The sequence below is a fragment of the Microcoleus sp. LAD1_D3 genome, assembly GCF_036702135.1.
Classification (GTDB): Bacteria; Cyanobacteriota; Cyanobacteriia; order Cyanobacteriales; family Microcoleaceae; genus Microcoleus.
Genome location: NZ_JAUBSB010000015.1, coordinates 72,947 through 94,737, shown reverse-complemented (window position 1 = coordinate 94,737; position 21,791 = coordinate 72,947). Strand labels below are relative to the sequence as shown.

At 46.0% G+C, this 21,791-nt stretch carries 25 protein-coding genes; 8 read left to right on the top strand and 17 right to left on the bottom strand.

What is annotated here, in order from left to right:
- Positions 1-18: 18 nt before the first annotated feature.
- Positions 19-900: a RodZ domain-containing protein gene (locus QUA74_RS11705; protein WP_333328486.1), complete on the bottom strand. Its 882-nt coding sequence runs from the start codon at positions 898-900 to the stop codon at positions 19-21.
- A complete protein-coding gene (locus QUA74_RS11700; RefSeq protein ID WP_333328484.1) occupies positions 897-1,691 on the bottom strand; it encodes a pseudouridine synthase in 795 nt (264 codons plus the stop codon). Before QUA74_RS11700 ends, QUA74_RS11705 begins: the two co-directional genes overlap by 4 nt.
- Positions 1,692-2,288: 597 nt before the next feature.
- On the opposite strand from QUA74_RS11700, the gene QUA74_RS11695 reads away from it, so the two are divergent.
- Positions 2,289-3,080 (top strand): DUF2993 domain-containing protein, encoded by a 792-nt coding sequence (locus QUA74_RS11695; RefSeq protein WP_333328481.1) that lies wholly within the window; start codon positions 2,289-2,291, stop codon positions 3,078-3,080.
- 155 nt (positions 3,081-3,235) lie between these two features.
- On the opposite strand, the gene QUA74_RS11690 is transcribed toward QUA74_RS11695, so the two are convergent.
- From QUA74_RS11690 to QUA74_RS11670, 5 genes are all read right to left on the bottom strand, one after another.
- The gene (locus QUA74_RS11690; protein ID WP_333328478.1) at positions 3,236-4,153 is read right to left on the bottom strand and encodes a phosphatidate cytidylyltransferase; all 918 of its coding nucleotides are present in this window, start codon (positions 4,151-4,153) and stop codon (positions 3,236-3,238) included.
- A 488-nt stretch (positions 4,154-4,641) separates the two neighbouring features.
- Positions 4,642-5,235 carry a precorrin-6Y C5,15-methyltransferase subunit CbiT gene (cbiT, locus tag QUA74_RS11685; RefSeq protein WP_333328475.1) on the bottom strand — a complete coding sequence of 198 codons (594 nt, stop codon included), beginning with the start codon at positions 5,233-5,235 and terminating at the stop codon, positions 4,642-4,644.
- Positions 5,236-5,335: 100 nt separating this feature from the next.
- Positions 5,336-6,913, bottom strand: coding sequence for an aminotransferase class I/II-fold pyridoxal phosphate-dependent enzyme (locus QUA74_RS11680; protein WP_333328472.1), 1,578 nt, complete (start codon positions 6,911-6,913; stop codon positions 5,336-5,338).
- Positions 6,914-7,269: 356 nt separating this feature from the next.
- A complete protein-coding gene (locus QUA74_RS11675; RefSeq protein WP_333328468.1) occupies positions 7,270-7,404 on the bottom strand; it encodes a hypothetical protein in 135 nt (44 codons plus the stop codon).
- A gap of 282 nt (positions 7,405-7,686) precedes the next feature.
- Positions 7,687-8,853: a GTPase gene (locus tag QUA74_RS11670; RefSeq protein ID WP_333328465.1), complete on the bottom strand. Its 1,167-nt coding sequence runs from the start codon at positions 8,851-8,853 to the stop codon at positions 7,687-7,689.
- A 195-nt stretch (positions 8,854-9,048) separates the two neighbouring features.
- Here QUA74_RS11670 and QUA74_RS11665 point away from each other — a divergent pair, with 195 nt between their 5' ends.
- Positions 9,049-9,540: a hypothetical protein gene (locus QUA74_RS11665; protein WP_333328462.1), complete on the top strand. Its 492-nt coding sequence runs from the start codon at positions 9,049-9,051 to the stop codon at positions 9,538-9,540.
- Between the two features lie 63 nt (positions 9,541-9,603).
- On the opposite strand, the gene QUA74_RS11660 is transcribed toward QUA74_RS11665, so the two are convergent.
- The 5 genes from QUA74_RS11660 to QUA74_RS11640 form a co-directional block, all read right to left on the bottom strand.
- Positions 9,604-9,873 carry a hypothetical protein gene (locus tag QUA74_RS11660; RefSeq protein ID WP_333328460.1) on the bottom strand — a complete coding sequence of 90 codons (270 nt, stop codon included), beginning with the start codon at positions 9,871-9,873 and terminating at the stop codon, positions 9,604-9,606.
- Positions 9,874-10,000: 127 nt separating this feature from the next.
- On the bottom strand, positions 10,001-10,366 hold the full coding sequence (locus QUA74_RS11655; protein ID WP_333328457.1) for a hypothetical protein: 366 nt from the start codon (positions 10,364-10,366) through the stop codon (positions 10,001-10,003).
- 163 nt (positions 10,367-10,529) lie between these two features.
- A complete protein-coding gene (locus QUA74_RS11650; protein ID WP_333328454.1) occupies positions 10,530-10,853 on the bottom strand; it encodes a hypothetical protein in 324 nt (107 codons plus the stop codon).
- Between the two features lie 179 nt (positions 10,854-11,032).
- Positions 11,033-11,473, bottom strand: coding sequence for a CAP domain-containing protein (locus QUA74_RS11645; RefSeq protein WP_333328451.1), 441 nt, complete (start codon positions 11,471-11,473; stop codon positions 11,033-11,035).
- A 196-nt stretch (positions 11,474-11,669) separates the two neighbouring features.
- Positions 11,670-12,587: a chitinase gene (locus QUA74_RS11640; RefSeq protein ID WP_333328449.1), complete on the bottom strand. Its 918-nt coding sequence runs from the start codon at positions 12,585-12,587 to the stop codon at positions 11,670-11,672.
- Between the two features lie 554 nt (positions 12,588-13,141).
- Here QUA74_RS11640 and QUA74_RS11635 point away from each other — a divergent pair.
- Entirely contained in the window at positions 13,142-13,390 is a 249-nt protein-coding gene (locus tag QUA74_RS11635) for a hypothetical protein (protein ID WP_006633102.1), read from the top strand.
- A 133-nt stretch (positions 13,391-13,523) separates the two neighbouring features.
- On the opposite strand, the gene QUA74_RS11630 is transcribed toward QUA74_RS11635, so the two are convergent.
- Complete coding sequence (locus QUA74_RS11630; RefSeq protein ID WP_333328446.1) at positions 13,524-13,880, bottom strand: hypothetical protein; 357 nt, start codon at positions 13,878-13,880, stop codon at positions 13,524-13,526.
- A gap of 121 nt (positions 13,881-14,001) precedes the next feature.
- On the opposite strand from QUA74_RS11630, the gene ychF reads away from it, so the two are divergent.
- Together ychF and QUA74_RS11620 are read left to right on the top strand one after the other, a co-directional pair.
- A complete protein-coding gene (gene ychF, locus QUA74_RS11625; RefSeq protein WP_333328443.1) occupies positions 14,002-15,093 on the top strand; it encodes a redox-regulated ATPase YchF in 1,092 nt (363 codons plus the stop codon).
- A 23-nt stretch (positions 15,094-15,116) separates the two neighbouring features.
- Positions 15,117-15,482: a phage holin family protein gene (locus QUA74_RS11620; protein WP_333328440.1), complete on the top strand. Its 366-nt coding sequence runs from the start codon at positions 15,117-15,119 to the stop codon at positions 15,480-15,482.
- Between the two features lie 151 nt (positions 15,483-15,633).
- Here the strand turns inward: QUA74_RS11620 and QUA74_RS11615 are convergent, their stop codons facing one another.
- The 3 genes from QUA74_RS11615 to QUA74_RS11605 all read right to left on the bottom strand — a co-directional run bounded on the left by QUA74_RS11615 (position 15,634) and on the right by QUA74_RS11605 (position 17,734).
- Positions 15,634-16,065: an NUDIX domain-containing protein gene (locus QUA74_RS11615; protein WP_333328437.1), complete on the bottom strand. Its 432-nt coding sequence runs from the start codon at positions 16,063-16,065 to the stop codon at positions 15,634-15,636.
- Positions 16,066-16,249: 184 nt separating this feature from the next.
- Entirely contained in the window at positions 16,250-16,702 is a 453-nt protein-coding gene (locus QUA74_RS11610; protein WP_333038358.1) for a DUF3531 family protein, read from the bottom strand.
- Positions 16,703-16,717: 15 nt separating this feature from the next.
- Positions 16,718-17,734 (bottom strand): Sll0314/Alr1548 family TPR repeat-containing protein, encoded by a 1,017-nt coding sequence (locus QUA74_RS11605; RefSeq protein WP_333328434.1) that lies wholly within the window; start codon positions 17,732-17,734, stop codon positions 16,718-16,720.
- A 392-nt stretch (positions 17,735-18,126) separates the two neighbouring features.
- Here QUA74_RS11605 and QUA74_RS11600 point away from each other — a divergent pair, with 392 nt between their 5' ends.
- The 3 genes from QUA74_RS11600 (at position 18,127) to QUA74_RS11590 (ending at position 20,541) form a co-directional block, all read left to right on the top strand.
- The gene (locus QUA74_RS11600) at positions 18,127-18,792 is read left to right on the top strand and encodes an energy-coupling factor ABC transporter ATP-binding protein (protein ID WP_333328432.1); all 666 of its coding nucleotides are present in this window, start codon (positions 18,127-18,129) and stop codon (positions 18,790-18,792) included.
- Positions 18,793-18,986: 194 nt separating this feature from the next.
- Positions 18,987-19,730 carry a 16S rRNA (guanine(527)-N(7))-methyltransferase RsmG gene (rsmG, locus tag QUA74_RS11595; RefSeq protein WP_333328429.1) on the top strand — a complete coding sequence of 248 codons (744 nt, stop codon included), beginning with the start codon at positions 18,987-18,989 and terminating at the stop codon, positions 19,728-19,730.
- A gap of 25 nt (positions 19,731-19,755) precedes the next feature.
- On the top strand, positions 19,756-20,541 hold the full coding sequence (locus QUA74_RS11590; RefSeq protein ID WP_333328426.1) for an SDR family oxidoreductase: 786 nt from the start codon (positions 19,756-19,758) through the stop codon (positions 20,539-20,541).
- A 308-nt stretch (positions 20,542-20,849) separates the two neighbouring features.
- Here the strand turns inward: QUA74_RS11590 and QUA74_RS11585 are convergent, their stop codons facing one another.
- Complete coding sequence (locus QUA74_RS11585) at positions 20,850-21,605, bottom strand: Fe-Mn family superoxide dismutase (RefSeq protein ID WP_333328423.1); 756 nt, start codon at positions 21,603-21,605, stop codon at positions 20,850-20,852.
- Positions 21,606-21,791: the final 186 nt, after the last annotated feature.

The window sequence follows — 21,791 nt, the reverse complement described above, 5'->3', positions numbered from 1 at the left end:
ACAATTACCAATTAATACTCAACCTTCATTCTTGGGCGGTGCTGAAGGCTTGAGTTCGTTTGCTTTAAAAACAACTTCTTTGGCGACTCCAGGATCTCCGAGTTGTTCGGCTTGTCCGTTATTAACAGCAATCATTACCCCGCCGGCGTTACCTGCTACCACTACCAATTGCTTTTGAGCTTCCCACGTGCGAACAGTCCCGGTCGGCAAAATTCCCTCAAACTCTGTTTTGCCATCAACTTCAACCTGCATCCAGGATTCTGCTTTAAAAGTGACGCTAACCATCACTGGTTTATTGCCAGATTGATTTAAATTTTGACCGGTTCTTGCTGCTTCCACAGCGGTGTAACTATCCGGTTTCTGATTTTTTGAGGATCTCGATGCCTCAGCAGCTAAACGGGCTTGTTCTTTCTGCCCAAGGGCTAGTTCTTCGGCTCCCGCACCGTTTTTTGCGGTAACAGAACCGCTCATCAACTGAGATAAGACATTGACAGAACAGATAATTAGAAATGTGTAAAAGAGGTACAGGTGCATCGGCCGCAACTGAGGCCCATCTTGCCAGGATAGCTTGGTTCTCGATCGGGGGGACGGTTCGATCGGGAAAAATTCAGCAAACTGAGTTGAGTCCAAACCCATTGCTTCAGCGTAGCGCTTGATCAAACCCTGAGTGTAGACGGGTTCGGGAAGTTGGTCTAGTTGACCGTCCTCGATGGCTTGGAGCAGATTCCGCCGAATCATTGTTACCACGGCTACTTTGTCCAAACAAATCGACTGCTGTTCGCGGTACTGACGGAGTTGAGTTCCAATTTCCGCTAGCTTCTTCTGAGCTGTTTCTGGCTCTTGGGAGTGCAGTTTCTGCTTAGTGGTTTTGAAGAATAAAAACAATAAATTCTTTGTCATATGCTGTGCTCCGGGGAATTTACTGGCACGCTTATTGATGTTAGGTTGACTAGATTCCATAAATAAATAATTTCCGCATCTTCTAGGGGTCGGCAGCAGCCTGGTGGCAATATTGGCGCACCGGGCCGCTGCAATTGAATCGGGCCGATGGCTGTGCGGTGCAGGCGCACCACGGGATATCCCAACTGTTCGGCTGTTCGCCGAATCTGTCGGTTTCTGCCTTCTGATAGAATGATTTCTAACAGAGTTTGGTCTCGCGCGCGATCGAGAACTCTAACTTTTGCGGGCAAGGTCTTTCTGCCTGACAAGACAATGCCCTGACGCCACGTTTGTAGTATGGGTTCCGGGGGATCGCCAAGTACCCAAACCTGATAAGTTTTGGCGATCGAGTGACGTGGATGGGTCAAAGAAAATGTCAGCTTACCATCATTGGTGAGCAAGAGGGCGCCGGTGGAATCTGCATCTAAGCGTCCTACGGGGTGGATGCCTTGACCCGATCGCAATTTGGGCGGCAGCAGGTCGAGAACTGTCGATCGGGCTCTGGGATCGCTGCAAGTAGAAACTACGCCTGCCGGTTTGTTGAGCAACATATAGATCTCTGCCGGTCGATCCGTTGGTTTCACCGGGACTCCATCGACTTGGATGAGATCGCGCTCCGGATTCGCTTTTTGTCCTAAATGAACAATATTGCCATTAACTCGGACTCGTCCAGCTACAATCATCTGTTCTGCAAGACGGCGAGAGGCAATGCCCCACTGGGCGAGGATTTTTTGCAGCCTTTCATCAGACATGACGGGAGGGTGGAAACCCCCAACTCGCGAGCGGTGGGGGAGGAAACACGACACGGTTAATTGCTTAACCTTACTACTAAGGCTCAATTCCTGGTTGGGAATAAATTATAATGCTGACCAATCATTACAGCACGCCCGGTAAAAGTGCAGATTGTCCTGATGGCATGACCCTGAATGTTGTGCAAAAACTACGAGGAAAAGACTCGCGGTAGGCACAGGCTTGCACCGTTGCTGTGCGGCTGCTTTGAGAGGTGTGGGTTTGACCTGACCCTAAACCAACACTACCATAAATCCCGTACTGCTGGTTAAATTTATACGCTCGATCGCGAATTTTTCATCGGGATGGCACAACTCGTGAACTACTCCAATATCCCAAGGGGGGAAAGGTGAGAATTTTTCTGCTTCGGGCGTTGCTGATGCCAGATTTCTGCTTGGTTTTGGAGTTAATCGGACTTGTTTTCATCAACCCGGTTTCTAAGGAAAATCAGAGGTTGACAGCGCTATATCTGTGCAGAAACCGGGTTTTTGAGGCCGTATGTGCAAGTTCTAGTTAAATTTCTGTGCTTGAATATTAAGGTTTATATTCTGAAATTGTTTATGACTGTCGATCGAAACTCTATTCAATTTGACAATAGAGAGGCCGCTGCTGGCTCTGGTGGGACTGTTAATCTCGGCGAGGAGCCGGGGAGACCTTCGCCGAGTCAAGGCAGCCGGATCGCGAGCGCCGTGCTGTCTCCGGCGGTGCAGTTGTGGCTGCGATCGCAAGTTCAGCAGGTGGACGAGTTGAAGGTGAAAATTGAGGGGAGCGATCGACAAATCTTCAGCGGTGCGATCCCCAAAGTCACGGCTGCAGCTCGCGGTGCTGTGTATAAAGGACTACACCTAACTGAAGTTGCCATAGAGGGCTGTGGCATTCGCATCAACCTCGGTCAAGCTCTCAAAGGCCAACCCCTGCGCCTCCTGGAATCCGTTCCCGTGACAGGCGTTTTGAGGCTCAGCCAAGCGGATTTGAATGCGTCCCTGAAAGCGCCTTTGCTTGGCTTAGCTTTGAGCGAATTTTTGCTGCCCCTGCTGCCACTGACAGATAGGGAACAGTCGCTGAAGTTGCAAAATTCGCAGATTGCTATTGAGGCGGGTTTGTTGACGCTTTCGGCGACAATTTTGCGCCCTGGCGGTAGGCAAATTCCTTTTGTATTGCGGACTGGTTTGCGGATAGCCAGCGGTCGCGAATTGATGTTTGAAGCACCAGAAATCGAAGTCGATGGAGGATTAAAGAGCAGTGATTTCAATGGTTTTAAAATTGATTTTGGGCCGGAAGTTGAGATTGAAGAATTGATTTTGAGTCCGGGGGAGATTGTTTGTCGGGGGGGAATTAGAGTGTTGCCTTAGTTAGTTGACTGTTGACTGTTGACTGTTGACTGTTGATTGTTGACTGTTGGCTTTAACCTAGTTCTTTGGTAGAGCCTGGGAATACTACCCAATTCCCAATTCCCAATGCCCAATTCCCAATTCCCAATTCCCAATTCCCAATTCCCAATTCCCAATTACCGATTAATTAAAAAAGAGTCGATCGCGGGCAACAGTAAAGTGACAAAATAGTAGACTAACGGTGCGGTAAAAACATAACTGTCGGTGCGATCGAGAATGCCGCCGTGACCGGGGATCAACTGTCCCGAATCCTTAACGCCGGCGTCTCGCTTCATCATCGACTCAGTTAAATCTCCCAACAGGCTAGCAACCCCAATCAACAGACCAAAAGCAGCCCCAGTATACGGCCACTCCGGCCAGTGTAAATACCAAGACCCAGCGACGGCCACGGCGATGCTGCCACAAACTCCAAATACGGCACCTTCAACGGTTTTTTTGGGACTGATGTGGGACAGGCTAGTGCGGCCGAAGAATTTGCCGACAAAATAAGCCCCAATGTCAGCGGCCCAGATGCAGAAGAAAGCCAGCAGCAGCGAAGTCAATCCTAAAGATATGTGGCTGGAATTTGTCCAAGACGGGGACGGGTAAATGTTAACCGGCAAATTGCTTGCTACTGCTTGCGAAAGTTGGGTTGTAGCAAGATTGCCTGGATCGAGGCCGACTCGCAGCCGTACCCAATAGCTGGGCAAATAACCGCCGTAGAACAATCCTAAAACTGAAGCGGCAATATCGGCGATCGTCGATAATTTAGGTTGGAACAGTAGGTAAAAACAGATGAAGGTTCCAGCGAGGGGAAACATCGCATCTACGAGTTGCGGTGCAAGGGCCGCCGTAATTAGCAGAACTTGACTGACAACTAAGGTAGTTTTGGCAGCGGGTGCAATGCCTTTAGCCCTGGCTAATTGAAAATATTCCAATTGACCTAGGTAAACGATGATCCCGAAGCCGACGGTGAAGTACCATCCGCCCAAAATAATCATTCCCAAAGCAAGGGCGATCGCAACTATTCCACTCAGGATACGAGACCAAGGCATAAAATGAATTTCTCTTGCAGACGGCGGTGGGTAATTCGATTTTAGATTTTAGATGTGAGATTTGAGATTCTAGATTTACTCCACAGATGAATCTGGGAGATTGAACTAGGGTCTAAAATTTTGGGTTGTTCACGACGATTGTCGGCGGCTTGTATCCGTTTTTGGGCGGTGTCATTCGACGCAAGGATGCAAGGATGCAAGGATGTAAGGATTGTTAGGGTACGGTTTCCTCCCTTGCACAGCCAAGCCCAATACCCAACTGGCGATGATCCAAAATCTCAACTCAGGGGGTCAATCCAGCTATGGTCGCCCTTATTCTAAGTATGAAGGTTAATTGAACGTAAAAAAGGTTAAGAATTACATTTAGGAATGGGCATAGGGCCTAAAAGCATGGGACATGGGGCATTGGAGGCAGACCCTGGAAGGGGATGGGTAACAAATAACCAATAACAACTGTCAACTGTCAACTGTCAACTGTCAACTAACTTCTAATCCAGCTTTTCGCCGCTGAGAATAAATATGGGATTGACGGCGGCAAAGGTTTGACTGAGGCCGCGAGTCTCCAAGCGGTTGACGGCGGACTGGACTACTTCAATGTTGCGGACTTGCAATTCGGCGAACCCTTCGGAAAGGGCGTAAAGATTCTCTAAATTCGATGCTGTGGCGACCACTCTACCGTGGGGTTGCAAGTACCGCCAGACTTCTTGGAGAATGGCTTTAATGGGGCGACCTCCTTCGATGCAGACTCGGTGGGGGGGTTGGGGCAGGTTTTCCAGGCATTCCGGGGCACTGCCTTCTATGACTTCTACGTTGTTGAGATCGAATCGATCGCAATTTCTGCGAATCAAGCTTGCTACTTCTTCGTCCCTTTCGACGGCAATAATCCGACCTTTGGGACACAGCAAACCTGTTTCTACGGCGATCGTACCAGTACCTGCACCGATGTCCCACACCACTGAATCTGCTTGCAGGCGCAGGTGGGAGATTAACAGCAGTCGGACTTCTCGCTTACTCATGGGAATGCCCGGTAAACGTTCAAATAAGTCATCCGGGATGCCTGGAGTGACGTAGGGCCAAAGCATAGTTATATTTTTGATTTTTGATTTTTGATTGAAGCAAGACGACCGTTGGAACTCGTGGAAGAATGTAGAAATTCTCCCTATTTCCCCCAAGCCTTAATATTTACTGTCGCACAACCTTGAGAGTTTGGAGGCCGGGATCGCTGCAACCTGTGATTTTTCCGCCGGCGGCCAGGATTTGTTGCAGGTAGTCAACGGCTGCTGGGGTAATGATTTCACCGGGCATCAGGACTGGTATTCCTGGGGGATAGGGACAGATGAGTTCGGCGCACAGGCGATCGACTGCTTTGCCTGCAGGTAGTGTTTCCGCTGGGAAAAAGAAGGCCTCGCGGGGGGAGAGTGGGGGAGGGGAAAATCGGGGGAAGGAGAGAATCTCGTCTTCTTTCTGACTTCTTCCATCTAAGTGAGATGTTGCACGATTTTCAAGAACAGGCAAGATGCCTGTTCCACAAAGAGTGAATTTGATTGTGGGGTGGGCATCTTGCCCGCCCATCAAAGACTTATTGACAATCCTGTCAGATGTGACTTTTAAAAGAGTAAAAGCTTTAACTAGATTGTCAATATCTGATTCTGTATTTCCCAAGCTGATAATAAATGTTAGATGTTGAGGCATGGGAAGTTCTGCGGTGACTGCGAGTTCCGAGTGCAGAATTTCATCGGCGGCAAATCCTGTGATTCCTAAATCTGATACTTTTACTGTTAGCCTGGTGCGGTCTAATGCTGCAAAACCCGGTGTATTTAACGGTTCTAAAACTGATAAGCCGGGAATTTGACTGATGTGCGATCGCGCTTTTTGTGCTAGCTGTAAAGTTTGCGCCATTAACTCTTTGCCGTGGAGTGCGATTTGTTGGCGGGCTGCGTCTAGGGATGCTAATAGTATATAACTCGGACTGGTAGATTGTACTAGCTGCAATGCTCTATTTAATTTTTGGATATCTATGCGATCGCCCTTTACGTGCAGCATCGATGCTTGTGTCATTGCACCGAGGGTTTTGTGGATTGATTGTACTGTTAAATCTGCGCCGGCTGATAGTGCCGGTTCTGGCAAGTTTGGATGAAAGTTAAAGTGCGCGCCGTGGGCTTCGTCTACTAATAACGGTATGTTGTATTGATGGGTAATTTGGGCGATCGCCCGCAAATCCCCGCAGACGCCGTGATAGGTTGGGTAAACTATCATTACTGCTTTCGCGTCGGGATGTTGTTCTAATGCTGCGGCTGTGGCTTCTGGGGTGATGCTGTTGGCAATATCCCAATCCGGGTTGTACTCTGGATTGACAAAAATTGGAATTGCACCGGATAAAATTAAACCAGAAATCGCCGATGAGTGGATATTTCGAGGCAAGATAATTTTATCTCCTGGGCCGCAAGTTGCTAAGATAGCGGCGATAATTCCGCCAGTCGAACCGTTAGCCAAAAACCGAGTTGATTGGGCTCCAAATGCTGCTGCGGCCAAGTATTGAGCTTCGGCAATTGCACTTTCTGGGTTAAAGAGATTGTCTAACTCCGGCAATTCCGGCAAATCCGATCGAAATACTGCCGCACCGAATAAGTCAACTAGCGGCCCTGAGATTCCTTGTCCGCGTTTATGTCCGGGGGCGTAGAATGGGGCGTGCGGATGATTTGTGCGATCGCGCAAGGCATCTAATAGAGGCGTTTGTTGTTGAGAGTTTGCTGCTGACACGCTTAATCCTGATTTGATTATTTGGAATTATAGCAACCGCCAAGGTTTCACTGGAGGTTATTAATTGCTGAAACCATTGCTGGCAATTCCGCGATCGCATCGACGGCTGCCTTTTTCCTTGCAATCGCCCACAAGCAACACTGTCTCAATTTTAAACTTCTCTAAAATGACTGAATATCGACTGCTTAAGTATGATACTCAAACAGTTGAAAATTCGGGCTACTGCTTTAGTTATGGTTTGTCTAGGGGTTGTGGTTTCAGTTAAAGCACAAAATCATACCACAGTCTGCAGCTATTTCTCAGCGAAGACCGGCTTTCGAGTCAATACAACGTGTTCGATAATATCGGCCGCTTTCTTAACTCCGCGCGATCGCGTCTTGGAGGGCGATCGCCCTTTGTTTATACGAGGCTTCTGTTGTACCTTGGCGATCGCATTGCATTGGCGTTATTGTTAAACTGATCGGCAAGTAAACTAAGTAAGTCGGCGCCAAAAAACGCCTCTATGTAAACGAGGGCCAAGTCTCCAAATGCTCTCTACTGGCTAACTTAAACCTGTTTACATAGTGTTACATTATTCGGTTTAATCTTGCCTACCTACTTATAAGATGCTAGGACTTACTCACCAAAACGAAGTTTCAAGGGTTTGAGACCTACTCCTGGCCGAGAGAGATGCCTGAAAACCTCATGGTCTCGTTCCTGTTTGGTCTGGGTGCGTAAGTCCTAGATACTACTCATGAAGTACCTCTGGCAAGCCAGGTTAATTACACTCTAATTTAAGCGATTGCCTGACCTATGATGAATCTTTTAACTGTCTCTCGTATATAGTCAGGATTCTTTAACTTTTCAAGCTCGATTTTGAAGAAAACTTCTTGAGTCGCTTGTTTTTTGTATGTTCTGAATGCCTCTTGAAGACGCTGCTTTTCTTCAAGTTGAGCTCCTGTTGCCAAGAAATGATTCACAGTAGCTAGCATTGAAACTGTAGTAGTTATAGCAGCAATAGCGGCGGGGATATCGATCACTCCTGTGGGAGGTATGAATGACTGTACGAACAGAAAAACATTAGAATAAATTGCCTCACTTGCAAAAGAAGGTAGCAACGAAATAGCAGCTTTAGGAGCAAGTGCTTTGCCATTGTAAAGATAGTAAAGCGAAGCAATTGCAGAAACCTGGGTTGCTAGAATAAAAGCTGCACTGCCTGGGAGAAAAACTTGACTTGAAACAGCGACTAAGGCACTTGCTATTATCTTGATTGCATAGGATTGCTTCTCAGTCATATGTCGGGCAAGTAAAATATTCTTTCCCTGTCCCTGCAAAAAACTCTCTATGTCTATTCTAAGTTCATCCACACCTCGTACATCTAGTGGCTCATCAGATTTAGTTTCGGGATCGTAACCAAACGCACAGACTGGATAAATTTTGTCAATATGAAGAGCCGTCTTCCATTGCTCTTTGATACCTTCTAAAGTAGAGGGAGTATTCCTATCCCACTGATCGATCTTGTTCAGAACTACAAATATACGACTACAGCTTGGGCGAAGATCGTCAATGTATTTTTTTTGGGTTCCATCTGAAGAGCCAGTAACAACTAATACTCCTACATCAATGTTTTCTAGAAATTCTTTTGTAACTTGGCTATTTTCAGAACGAACATCATCAAGACCGGGTGAATCTATAAGTCTGACACGATCGTCCAATTGGAATTTTTTTAGCTTAGTCGTAACTCCTGACTTCCCACCGACTGCTGCGAGAATATCTGCCCGATCTCTCTTTAAAAAAGCATTAATTAATGAACTTTTACCGGAGCTAACTTTTCCAATAAAAGCCATATTTAATGTTTTAGAAAAATCGGGATATTTTTCTTCAGTCAAGCTTTCTACCTTTTTGAAAAAACTTTCGTCATCCCAAGCAGAATCGTATGCAGTAGATACATCGTTTGCCATACCAACCTCGTTGAATTTGGGTTCTATAAAACTACTGTACGGGGTTCAACCCAAGAAAGGGTCTAACTCATAGTTGAGTTTTCAGCCTATAAAAAAGCTCTGGCATTAGCTAGCCCTAAAGGGGGGAAACAACCTGAACTTTTGGGTAGGTGTCGTCCTGGACTACAGGCTGGCAAATGCTTCGCTGAATGGCGGATGAAAAGAATTACTGATCCGCAATTTCAAGGTTTATTCAGAGTAAGCGGTGGCGATCGCTCGTCTTGGCTACAGCTTACTGTTGTGAAGGAGGAAATTTTGGGGCGATCGCTTGTTGCTAGGAAGAGAGCGCTCTTTTTTTATACGACTATGGGGTTAGCCCCAAAGCGATCGCATCTCGCAGTTGAGTCGGTTATTCCTTGTGCTATCTTGAAAGCCTTCTCCGGTGATGTAGTGTTTGATATCCTTTGTGAAGCATGGATATCTGCTGGTTTTTTACCCGCCTCAATAGCAGCCGCCTTAAAAAGGCTCTTATCTACTTCATTTGTAAGCCACCTTGCACCAGCAATTCCGACAAGAATAGCAAACCAACTTCTGTCGTGTCCCTCCAAACAACCTGGGTATAGTGACCAACATCTTTTTCGTCATAATTGTCCTTTGCAAACCACGAGCGCTGCTTTAACTTTTTTAATGGGTATCCTGGCAGTATAAAAAAGAACCATATCCCATTTATTGGTTGAGCAGCCGCTTGATAAATCGGCGCTCCTGCTTCAGTCACTTAGGATAAAAACGATCGTAAAATTTCATCAGTATCAGCGCCGCAAACAACATACAACACCCTCCTGCCGCACTCTCCAGGTTGATTTTTAAACCCATAAGCTCAACACCAGTCTTCTCGTTACGGTTTCCTGACTTCATTAGGTTGTAACCTACCCAGATCAGCAGTGCTGAGATAGCAAACGATCCCAAAGTCGCAATCAATCCGGCAGCTTGATCTGCTACTGTTGGCTGCGCTAATAGTATGTCGAAAATTTGTAGAGCCATATACCCGACCTTAATCATTCTTAGGTTTGCATCAAGAAAAAGAAAACACTTAGATGGGGTTTTCTTCAAAGCTCAATTGATAGAGTCAAGCGTCGATCTCTTGAGTGCGATCGCCTCGCTTATTAAGTCAAGGTTTTCTAAATTTGACATGACTGCCATCTCTATCAAACCAACCTCTAAAAGCCCAATTGATGTATCCACCATCACCTTTGTTAGCGAACTCACCATCTTCAAAAACCCAGATTCCGTAAACAACGCTGTCATAATTAGCAGAGCCATAGAGCTGAACGCCGTTGAATCGATCCTCGTAATCTTGGCTCAAATTGAAAACCATCACGTTGTACTGCTCTTTAGCAGAATAGAAGGCGGTCTCCATTAGATTTTTTACAAATCCCTCTCGGTTTTGATTAGCGCTAACACCAGATGCAATTGCTTGACCAATCCCAAGCACATCCACATCAATGTTCAAACTTGCACCCAATTCCAAAGGCATAGTGGTTATCTCCTGACTTCGATATTTATCTCTACTTACTTTGTGAGTTTTCTGCAACGATCGATTTATAGAGTCAAGCGTAAATCTGTTACTATCTATGAGCTGCCAACCGCACAAGCCATGACAGACTAAATACTAGAAAAGATTCCGCCAACTGAACAAATCAATGTTTCCCCTTTTTTTCACACACTAATCTTGTTTGTCCATTTTCAGAGAATGTTCGCACAACAAGCGAATCACGAGTACCAATGTTTTCTTTACAAGTTAGAGTTTCAGCTCGGTCTGGTACTCTAACTTTAATTTCTAACTCTGGATCTATGCATTCACTATTACCTCCAGGGCAGCAGTCTTGTCCTCCTTTGGGAATTGTTCCACTCCATTTCTTGAACGTATTTAAAAATGAACGGCTTGTTGTGTCTTCTCCTTCAATATTGAAGTCTGTTCTGTTAAAAACACAGTAGGCGAAAGCAGGAATGGTCGCTAACACAAAAATGCTAGTAGCAAAAATTCCATGTATACAAATTAAACCAAGTTATTTTTTCATTGTGTTTTGTTCTGTGAAACAAACGAAGTATCAGATTCTACTCGCAATCGCTCCTCAACTAACCTCATACCCTGACAGTGGAATGAGATTGTTTAAACAAGCGAATTGTGAAAAAGTAATATTTAGCCAGCAGGATCGGATTCGTGTCCAAACCACACTGTTGCATAGCCTTTATAGATGCCAACACCCATTGCATTCCAGGGTTGAGTCCAAATACCCTGGTTGAGAATTACACTGTTGTGAGCGGGACTATTTTTCCATGATTCAAGTGCTGCTTCAGGTGTTATATTTCCACCTAGACGACCCGTAGCAATTTCATAACCGTTACCCTGATAAGAGGTTAACCGCTTGGGAGCATCCCACATACATTTTTGACCTTCCTCATTATTGGGATCGTAAGCACAGTTGCTCCAGCTATGTGTAGTCTCAGTAGCAAAGCTATCCAAGTCTTCTACGTGGGTTTGAGCCACATAATCGAGCGATGGCGATCGTGGAATTATTTCTTGCATCCCATTCGCGGCGCGATATTGATGGATCAAGTTGTATAACGTTTGCGTTTCCATGTTTCAACTCCTTTTGCTAGTTTTTGTTGAAGGGTTTGGTCTTACCTGAGTTGCGAAGAACTAAGGGTTGTACCAAAAAATCAGACATAACGATATTTTCATCTTGCGATCAGATGTATTTTGTACAAGGGTTCCAGATAAGTTGTGCAGCCCGTCCAGAACACTTGCTAAAAACTTTTTGAGAGCAACAGAATTCTTAGTAGTGCGCCATGTTTTCGCAAAAGATGCTATCACCCATGCTGACACCCAACATCTCGGTAAAACGCTTGTAGAAACCTACCCTGTCGTTAACCTTGTCATTAGTAGGAATACTACATTCAAGACCGCCATTGATAATATTGATAGTCATACCAAACCCAGGCGCACGTCCCTTACTGGCATCGTCAGGAGAAGGTGTCCAACCGCCAGTCATTACTGCGTGACAAGAAGGTTTAGGTGCTTGCGGGGTCATCCAGAACCACAAAGCAGTTTGGAAAGCAATAACTCCATCCGTCTTAACTAAGTCAGGGTTATTAAGCAAATCCGCGCCCAAAGCTTGACCGACTTGACCGTAATTGTAGTTCCACGACAGTTGTATTGGACCTCGACCGTGATAGGAGCGACCAGACGCACAAGGATAGGTGGTATTCGATGCGTCACAGTATTGACTTGTGGGATTTTGCTCTTCAATAAAGTGTAGACCCCAAGCAAAACGTCCACCAGGGGCAGCGTCCCAACCTCCCGTCGTCTCATGGGCAATATTTGTTAGGAACGCGGCTGCCTCCTGTTTGCGTTGCTCATCTGAACCCTCATGGCAAAACAGGGGGTACTTCTGAGTTGCCGTCACCAGACTGTCGTAAGCGTACAAAGCGTTACGGTTGGGAAACATGGCTTCATAAGTTTCAGAAGGTATAATACTTGGGAAACCATTACCTCCTGGTAAAGTGACAGACCCGTTAGGAATGCAGAGTTCCTGACCTGCTTGCAAATTGCTAGCATCATTGTCTGTCAATGAGCTGCCATCTGGTTTTTTAATTTCACGCCAAAGATTACCATCACCTAATTGTTCTTGAGCGATGTTATAAGGCGTATTTCCAGCCTCTACTATGTACGCTCGGCCAACTGTACAAGACATAAATTGCCTCAACTGAGTAGGTTGTTCAAATTGGAAAGTAACCAACAAGCTTGTAGACTATTTCTGCTTGCGATTCCCTCTGTAAACCCACTGTAAGGTGATACACCCAAGGAATGTGCTAGCCTGTAGTTGAGTTTTGATCCCATACAAAAGACCTGCCATGAAGCTGACTCTTAATTGAGGGAATAACCTGTACTTTTGGCTGGGTGTCGTGCAAAACCACAGGCTGGCAAGGCTTTTCGGAGGGCGATCGATTGCGCGATTTTAGATTTTAGATTTTAGAATTGCTCCCACGGGCTGTAGCGATCGCCGGTGATGAGTAGGCTACGCTTTTTTCAAGGGTTCACGGCCTGTACCGGGGGGCTGTGACCAAATTGCTTCCCGTCAGCATAAAAAATCAAATACAAATCAACCCGGTTGCTGTCATATACTCCAAAAAGCCGATCAAAAATCGTACCAAATATCAACTTTAATAAATTTTCACTATTTAGATAGATGTCGTATTGTGAGCTTTTTATATACGATGTTTATATCTAGTTATTGATAGAATTGCCGTGATTTTTCCCAACCCTAGTCCGTTTCCAGGCCCCCAGATTCCCAGTACCGAACCGGGGCTGCCAACTATACCCGCATCGCCACCAGTGCCGGGCCCCGTTCCCGAACCGATTCCCGGGATAGTACCGGAGCCGGTACCTGCGCCAATTCCCCAGCCAATTCCCGAACCGGTGCCGGAAACTGTACCCTCTCCAATTCCTCAGACAGTGCCGGAACCTATTCCTCAGACAATCCCTGAACCTGTATAGATTATGTTTTAGTCGATCGCGAAATTTAAGATTGTTTGTGAGGTCGATCGCAAAAACCGGCTTTCTCCAAAGTCCCCAATCTTTTTGATGAATATCAGACTTGAAAAAACTCGGTTTTTGCGTAGATTATCGATTACTTGAAGTTGAGCGCAGTCTCTTTACACAGGTCAACAGCACCCAAAGCAGTCCATTTGCCGTCCTCGTATTCGGCCATGACATCAAAAACACAGCCCGCATCCGAACCCTCGTAGTCAGCTCGATCCCACTCAAAATCTGCCTTTTCCCGATCGGCAATCGGGGCGTCTAACTCGTTTTTTCCCCACGCCTCCTTATCGGGAGGAGACATATAGATGGCTGTCATCGTCTTGCCGCTGTTGTTAATCACCGAAATTTTGACGATCTGAGCGAAAACGCTAGCTGCTGTGAGCCCTAACAGAGGCAGCGACAGCCCCACAGCGATCGTTACTTTGCTTAACCACTGGTTAACCATTGAGCCATCTACCTCAAGTTGTATATTTATTCAAGCTTAGCAGTGGAAGTTAGAAGGCACAAGTCAGATATATTGCTATTGCTTATGATATTTTGAAACAGTGATATGTTTCTAAATACCTATGCTTACTGCCGGAATTGTCGGACTGCCTAATGTGGGCAAATCTACTTTGTTTAATGCTCTGGTTGCTAATGCCAAGGCGACTGCTGCTAATTTTCCTTTCTGTACGATCGAGCCAAATACGGGTATCGTGGCCGTGCCAGACGAACGGTTGAAGGTGCTGAGCAATATTTCCAATTCCGTGCAAACTGTGCCGACGCGGATGGAATTTGTGGATATTGCGGGTTTGGTGAAGGGGGCGAGTCAGGGGGAAGGGCTGGGAAATCAGTTTTTGTCTCACATTCGGGCCGTAGATGCGATCGTCCACGTTGTCCGCTGTTTTGAGAATGACGATATCATTCACGTTGCGGGTTCTGTCGATCCGATCCGAGATATTGACATTATTAATCTCGAATTAATTTTAGCAGATTTAGCTCAAATTGAACGCAGGCTCGATCGCACTCGCAAACAAGCCCGCAACAACAAGGAAGCCCAGGCTGAAGTGGACGTGCTCGAAAAGTTGCTCGTGGTTTTGAATGCCGGGAAACCAGCGCGGCAGTACAATTTTACAGATGAAGAAGCTGAATTAGTTAAAGGTTTGGAACTACTGACCAACAAGCCGATTATCTATGCTGCTAACGTGTCTGAGGACGATTTAGCAACCGGAAATAGCTATGTCAAACAAGTGCAGGAAGTAGCCGAAGCAGAAAATGCTAAGGTTGTCATAGTTTCGGCACAAGTTGAGTCAGAATTGGTGGAGTTATCCGAGGAAGAACGAACGGATTTCCTAGAATCTCTGGGGGTGAAAGAAGGTGGCTTGAAATCTCTGATTCGAGCTACTTACGAATTATTGGGTTTGCGGACTTATTTTACTAGCGGGCCCAAGGAAACTCGCGCTTGGACAATCATAGCGGGAATGTTAGCACCGCAAGCTGCGGGGGTTATTCACTCTGATTTTGAACGGGGTTTCATCCGGGCCGAAACTGTAGCTTATGAAGATTTGGTTGCTACGGGGACGATGAAAGCGGCTAAGGAAAAAGGCTTAGTTCGCAGTGAAGGAAAAGAGTATGTTGTACAAGAAGGGGATGTGCTGTTGTTCCTATTTAATGTTTAGCTTTTTTTCAAGGAGATGAACACATGGATATCGTTTCGCTGGCAATTGCTTGGCTGGTAACTTCGGTGAGCTTTTTTATTATTTCCAAGTTGCCCATCGGGGTGGACATTGACACTTTTGGAAAAGCGATGATTTCGGCTGCCGTTTTTGGATTGCTGAATGCTTTGGTGCGGCCGCTTTTTGTGGTTTTGGGTTTTCCATTGGTGTTGGTAACTTTTGGTTTGTGGATAATTGTTATTAACGCGATTATCTTTGGATTGGCGGCTTGGCTAGTCGAAGGATTTCGCTTGCGGTGGGGAATTTGGAGTGCTTTGCTGGGTGCTATAGCCCTCGGTTTTATCAACTCTTTGCTCTATGAGCTATTGCGGACTCTGCCTAGTGTAAGGTAGATCCGGGTAATGCGGGGGGCGGAAGGAAGGGCCGGGTTTATTCATCCTGTTAGTTATCGCAAATATTTCAGGGGAAACCCGCCCCGACGGCAAATATTTTAGGTTTAATTCCTCCATATCAGGTATTTGTTTTTGGGTACTGGTTGAGTTATTAGCTTTCGCAGTAGTCGATAAATTTGTCTGGAACTAGGCGCAATTCGCCCGATCGAAAGCGCTCGATGGGCATCCAAAATGCAGTATGTTCCCCATCTCCGTCTGAAAAATCCAGACTCTCCAATTCATAAAATTTGCCATCGACAAAATCGCACTGGTATAGTTGTATTAATTCGTGTCCGGCTTGGCTATTATAAACAAAGAAGTTTTCCAAACAAGTCAAATATTTGATATTTGTTAACTCGGCTTGAATTTCTTCTTGAAACTCTCTTTGCAAAGCGTCGATGCTGTGTTCTCCGAATTCTATGCCACCGCCCAGAGCTCGGTAAAATGTGCCTTGTTTGACCGGATCTTCGCATTCTGACACGAAAATGCGATCGCCCGATAGAATTAATCCTAAAACAATTACGCGAATTGTACCTTTTTGCATAATTAGTTATCAGTCATTAGTCATCAATCATTAACTGGTTCCTAGGCTCTGCCTAGGAATCAATGTCCAGAGGCTCTGCCTCGCTTTCGGAGCAGCAAAATAGGAGGCAGAGCCTCCGGATATGTGTTACCAGGCAGAGCCTAGTAACGAGTAGAATTCGCCCCTAATGAGTGATCACTAATCACTAATTATCAGCAGCAAAAGTCTCTCGACGGCGACTGGTGTCAACGGGCCAGTTTCTATTTTCCCCCCCAATAATGAGTTTTTCAATCGTTACGAATTCTTTGCTGAGTTGCTGGAAAACATTAATCAAAACATCGAGACCTATCGCATCGCTAGTACCCAAATCAAACCAGCAGCGAGCCCAAGAACCTTGATACTCCATTTCTCCCATATTGTGCATTAAAGCCATCATGCTTTGGTCGGCTAGATTAACATCGTAATTCATCTGACTGATATCTAAGCCTTCATCTTGAACTTGCAAATTTTCCGCATTGAATCCTCCCAGTTTTCCCAAGAAAAACCAAGAGTCAAACACTTCTTCAACATACTGTTTTTCACCGTTTGAAGGCACGTTGCTGAACTTCAGCCAAATCCAGAGGTCAAAGGGGTTAAACTCGCGAAACTCTACTTGCATAGTTTTTTGGTGTTTTTATAGTGGTGGTAAGGCCGTCGGCCCCCAGACTCCATCTGCATCTCTAATTTTATCGCGCATCGGGTCGCAGGCGCGAGATTTGCTGTCGAGACGGTTACGGGTTCTGCACTGCTGAAAGAAAATTTCGGCTACTAAACTGCGCGGCAGTTGGTCGGGTTTTGCTAAGGCTGCGTCGAAGTTTTTTCCGGCTTCCTCAAGTAAGGTTTTGTTGCCGTTGTTCCTCTGGGATTGGGAAAACAAGATTTGTGCTTTTAGATAGAGAACTTCGGGATTATTGGGCGTTTCTGCTAGGGATTTGTTGGCAAATTCTAAAGCGCGATCGTACTTTTTCAAGTCTCGATAGCCTACTGCCATGCCGCGATAAGCTAAGTAGCGAGGAGAGGCTTTTTGTTCGAGTCTTTGAATGGCTTCGTTGGGGTTGGAAAAGGGCAGGTTTGTGGCTAGAATTAAGTCCATGTAGCCTTTGAGCAGGTTGAGTTCTGGATCGTTAGGCGCTATTTTATCGGCGGCATCTAGATATTGAAATACTACTCGCAATTTACTCAAAGCTTGGGGCGCGCCTTTGGCTGTTCCTTCTGTGGCTATAATGTTCGCCCCCTCTAGAAAGTGACCGGCTGCTGTGTAGATGTTGCCGCGCAAGGGATTGGTTTTCGTTAATTGTTCGCCGACTTCGCGGGTTTTTTGTGCGTAGGAATTCATCGAGTTTAAGTCCTGCTCGATGTATGAGAGGGAGGCTGCCATTGCATAGGCTAGCGGCTCGTTTGGTTCGGCTGATAGTGCTTGTTGAATTTGAGTTTTTGCTTGTTTGTAGTTTCCTTGCTGAAACATTGTTTTGAAAGCGGTTTCGGTGTTGGGCCCGATCGCCTGCGGGTTGCTGCTGCGAAAGGGATCGCCCGCTACTGCGGAGTTAATGCAGATGCTGAGGGCGATCGCTCCTGCACAGGCGATCGCCCGCACTGTCTGTTTAGAACTTAACATTTGCTTGCCAAGCGATGCTAAAGGGGTTTTCGTCATCGTCAATTCTCTCAATGTAATATACTGTAAACTAGAAACAAGAGAGTTAAATTTTCAGACTTTCGGGCCGCGACCAAAAAAAGAGTGAAATTTGGTTGATTTTTTCTAGCTGTTGCGGTATATTTTAATAATGGAAGTGTGACTTTTAATATATGAACACACAGATTTCCATTATTAAAATATACCATAAAAAAAACTTAAAAATTAAACACCCATGCTGAAAAAAAAGAAAAATTTTGTTAAGATTTATGTAAAATAATTGTGGGCGATCGGCAATAACCAGAAACAGCCTTAACTATTAATAGCACAACCAGGAGTTCCCTCATCCAACAATAACTATTTTTCTGACTGCCAACTGCCAACTGCCAACTGCCAACTAACAACTGCCATTAATGCTTTATCTAAAAAACTTAGTATATCATCCTACCGCCTGTCCGAATCCTATTCTGAAAAATATTAACTTAGAACTTGCCTCGCAGCAAATGGGGCTGATTGTGGGTCGCAGCGGTTCAGGCAAAAGTACGCTATTAGAAATATTAGCCGGTTTAGCGGAAAAAACTAGCGGCGACATCCGTTGGCGGGAACAGGAATTAACACCGGAACACTTGCAACAATTAGGAGGGTTAGTATTTCAGTTTCCAGAAAGGCATTTTTGCGGCGGCACAATTTTAGAAGAATTGCGACTGGGACATCCTGAATTGGGACAAGAACAAATCAACAAAGCAATGGCAGAAGTGGGACTCGGACATTTGCCACTGCGCGCTTCCCCCCACGCTTTGAGCGGCGGGCAACAGCGCAGGGTGGCCCTGGCAGTGCAGCTAATTCGGCAGCCGCATTTGCTACTTTTGGACGAACCGACGGCGGGTTTGGATTGGTCGATGCGGCGGCAGTTGGTAAGCTTGTTGAGTAAGTTGAAAAGTCACTGGACTTTGTTGATTGTTACTCACGATGCTAGCGATTTGTTGAGCGTTGCTGACCGATTTTGGACTTTAGACCACGGGGATTTGCAGGAGGTCGATCGGGCTAAGTTAGAAGCTAAGGAAACGAGTTGCGTTTGATTTTTCTGACGTTTCCAATGGTTTCCCGGCGAATAGAATTCGCATCTAAATCAATTGGGAGCGAATAGAATTCGCGTCTACACAAACAAAGTCCGCCTGCGCGGACTGAAGAAATTCTCGGCGAATAGAATTCGCGACTACACAAACAAAGTCCGCCTGCGCGGACTCAAAGAAAAGAGTGGAAATAGAATCTGATGAATGAGATTAAAATGTCTGTGTTGCCCCAGATGAACGAGTTGTGGCAAAAAACGCTGAATTGGCAGCCGGATGAGTCGCAGCAACAACAATTTCAGCGACTTTATGAGTTAATTGTCGAGGGAAATCGCTCCTTAAATTTAACTCGAATTACTGAGCCGATGGAGTTTTGGGAAAAACATTTGTGGGATTCTCTGCGGGGAATTGCGAGACTGCTGCCTGCTAATGATAATTCGGCGGAAAATCCCGAATTGGCCGCTGAGTCGGTGCAGAAAGCGATCGACATTGGGACTGGTGGGGGTTTTCCGGGGTTGCCGATCGCGATCGCCCTGCCGCATTTATCAGTTACTTTGCTCGATTCTACTCGCAAGAAAATTGATTTCTTGGAAACAGTTTTGCCGTCTTTAGGCATAGAAAATGCGGCGACTTTGTTGGGCAGATCCGATGAAATTGACCGACAGCAGCAGCATAAACAAGCTTACGATTTAGCAGTTCTCCGAGCAGTGGGAGCCGCTCCTCTCTGCGCTAAATCCGCGCTGCCTCTGCTGAAAAATGGCGGTTTGGCGGTACTTTACCGTGGGAATTGGACGGTGGAGGAAGAAACGGAGTTGCAAAGGGCGATCGAGCATTTGGGCGGTAAAATTGAGTCAGTCGAAGCATTCACAACGCCGACGAGTCAGGGGGCGCGGCACTGCGTTTACTTGCGGAAAGTTGTACAGCAGTTCGAGCGTCCCGTGCGCTAGCTATAGCCGTTTTTCAATACTAACTATGCTTGCCAATAAGATTGCACTTGTCACAGGCAGCTCGAAAGGAATTGGTGCTGGCATCGCCCTTGAATTAGCCAAATCTGGTGCCGATGTTTGTGTCAACTATTGCGATTCTCCAACCTCTGCGCGAGAAATAGTCAACCAGATTCACTCTGTCGGTCGTCGCGCTATCGCGATTCAAGCAGATGTCTCACAGCGCGACCAAGTGGAAAGGATGGTCGATAGGTGCGAGCAAGAACTCGGTCTAATCGATATTCTAGTGACAAATGCGATCGCCAGCGTCCGAAACACCTTGCTGGAAACTAAATTTGAGGATTTACAGCGAACACTAGAAATAGGGGTGTACGGTGTGTTTCACATCTGTCAAATAGTCGCCCGCCGTATGGTGGAAAGGAAGGCGCAAGGCTCGATTATCCATATCTCATCCCCGCACGCTCATTTTCCGTATAAGGGTGCGATTGACTACAACACCACCAAAGCAGCCTGTCATCACCTCGTTCTTTCGATGGCGAATGAACTGATGTGGCACAAAATTCGGGTCAACATCCTAGAGCCTGGGTGGACTGACACTCCGGGTGAGCGACGCTGGTACAGCGACGAATTGCTTGAGTCGTTCAGCAACCAAATGCCTCTTGGTCGGATGGGCTTCCCGGAAGACTTAGGCAAAGCAGCAGTTTTCCTGGCATCTGATGCAGCTAGCTACATCGCGGGCAGCGTGTTAAAGGTAGATGGTGGATTGTACATTGAGGGTAGCCCGAGTTTGACAGCAGAATCAGAAAATAAGTAGGTAGGCGGAATCTGAGATTTTGCACCATTCTCAATTACTTGTTTAGGAACAGGCTTTCCTGCCTGTTCCACAAGAAAACTCATTCTTTGTGGAACGGGCATCTTGCCCGTTCTTGACAATGGTGAAACATCTCAGTGGAATTAAACTTAACCATCTAACAGTATGGAAACAAACCTAAATCAGCCACGCTTAAGGCTCAGGATATTTTACAATCGTTTACTTAATTGCGTTTTACAGCACCTACCTACTTAAAACAAAGTTTGTTGTTGGGCTGTCTACGATCGATCGCAACAACAAACTTTGTTGAACTAGGCGCTCGCCTGTTCGTAGCGCTTGTTAATTTCCGCCCAATTAACAACATTCCACCAAGCTTTTAAGTAGTCGGCGCGCAAGTTTTGGTATTTGAGATAATAAGCGTGTTCCCAAACATCGTTACCCATAATTGGATAGTTGCCATCTATCAAAGGAGTGTCTTGATTGGCAGTAGTTGTAATCTCAAGTTTGCCAGCTTTATTGCGGACTAGCCAAACCCAACCGCTGCCAAAACGCTTAGTGCCAGCATCGTTAAATTTTGCTTTAAAATCGTCAACACTGCCGAAATTTTGCTGAATTGCTGTTGCAATTGCCCCTGTGGGTTCGCCGCCGCCGTTGGGGCCCATGATTTCCCAAAACATACTGTGATTTAGGTGTCCGCCGCCATTGTTACGCACGGTTGTGCGAATATCTTCCGGGACTTTGCTCAAATCTCGCAGCATATTTTCAGCACTCATATTTTTGAGCTGCGGGTATTTGCTGACAGCATCGTTGAGATTTTTAACGTAAGCGGCGTGGTGTTTGTCGTGGTGAAATTGCATTGTCCGCGCATCAATGTGCGGTTCTAAAGCATTGTATTCGTAAGGCAAAGGCGGCAGTGTAAAAGGCCCGGGGGTTTGGGCTATTTTTGGACTTTCTGCAATTGGACTTGCTTGCGATACATTATTTCCTGACGCTTGGCAAGCACCTGCGGTAATAGCTCCGACGGTGGCAGTCACCAAATACAAGAAATCTCGGCGTTTAAGAGTCATAAAAAGTACCTAAGTGAATTATTAACTGTTTTATCTCAGATTAAAGCAAAAAGGGAGTGAGTTGAGAAAAAAAGTGCTATCGCCCGAATGGATGAGACGGATGGGCGATGGTTGTGAGAGTTTCTCAAGTATAGGCTAATTGTGTGCACGTACCTAACTCACGTGCTCCGGTTCACTAATCCGGTT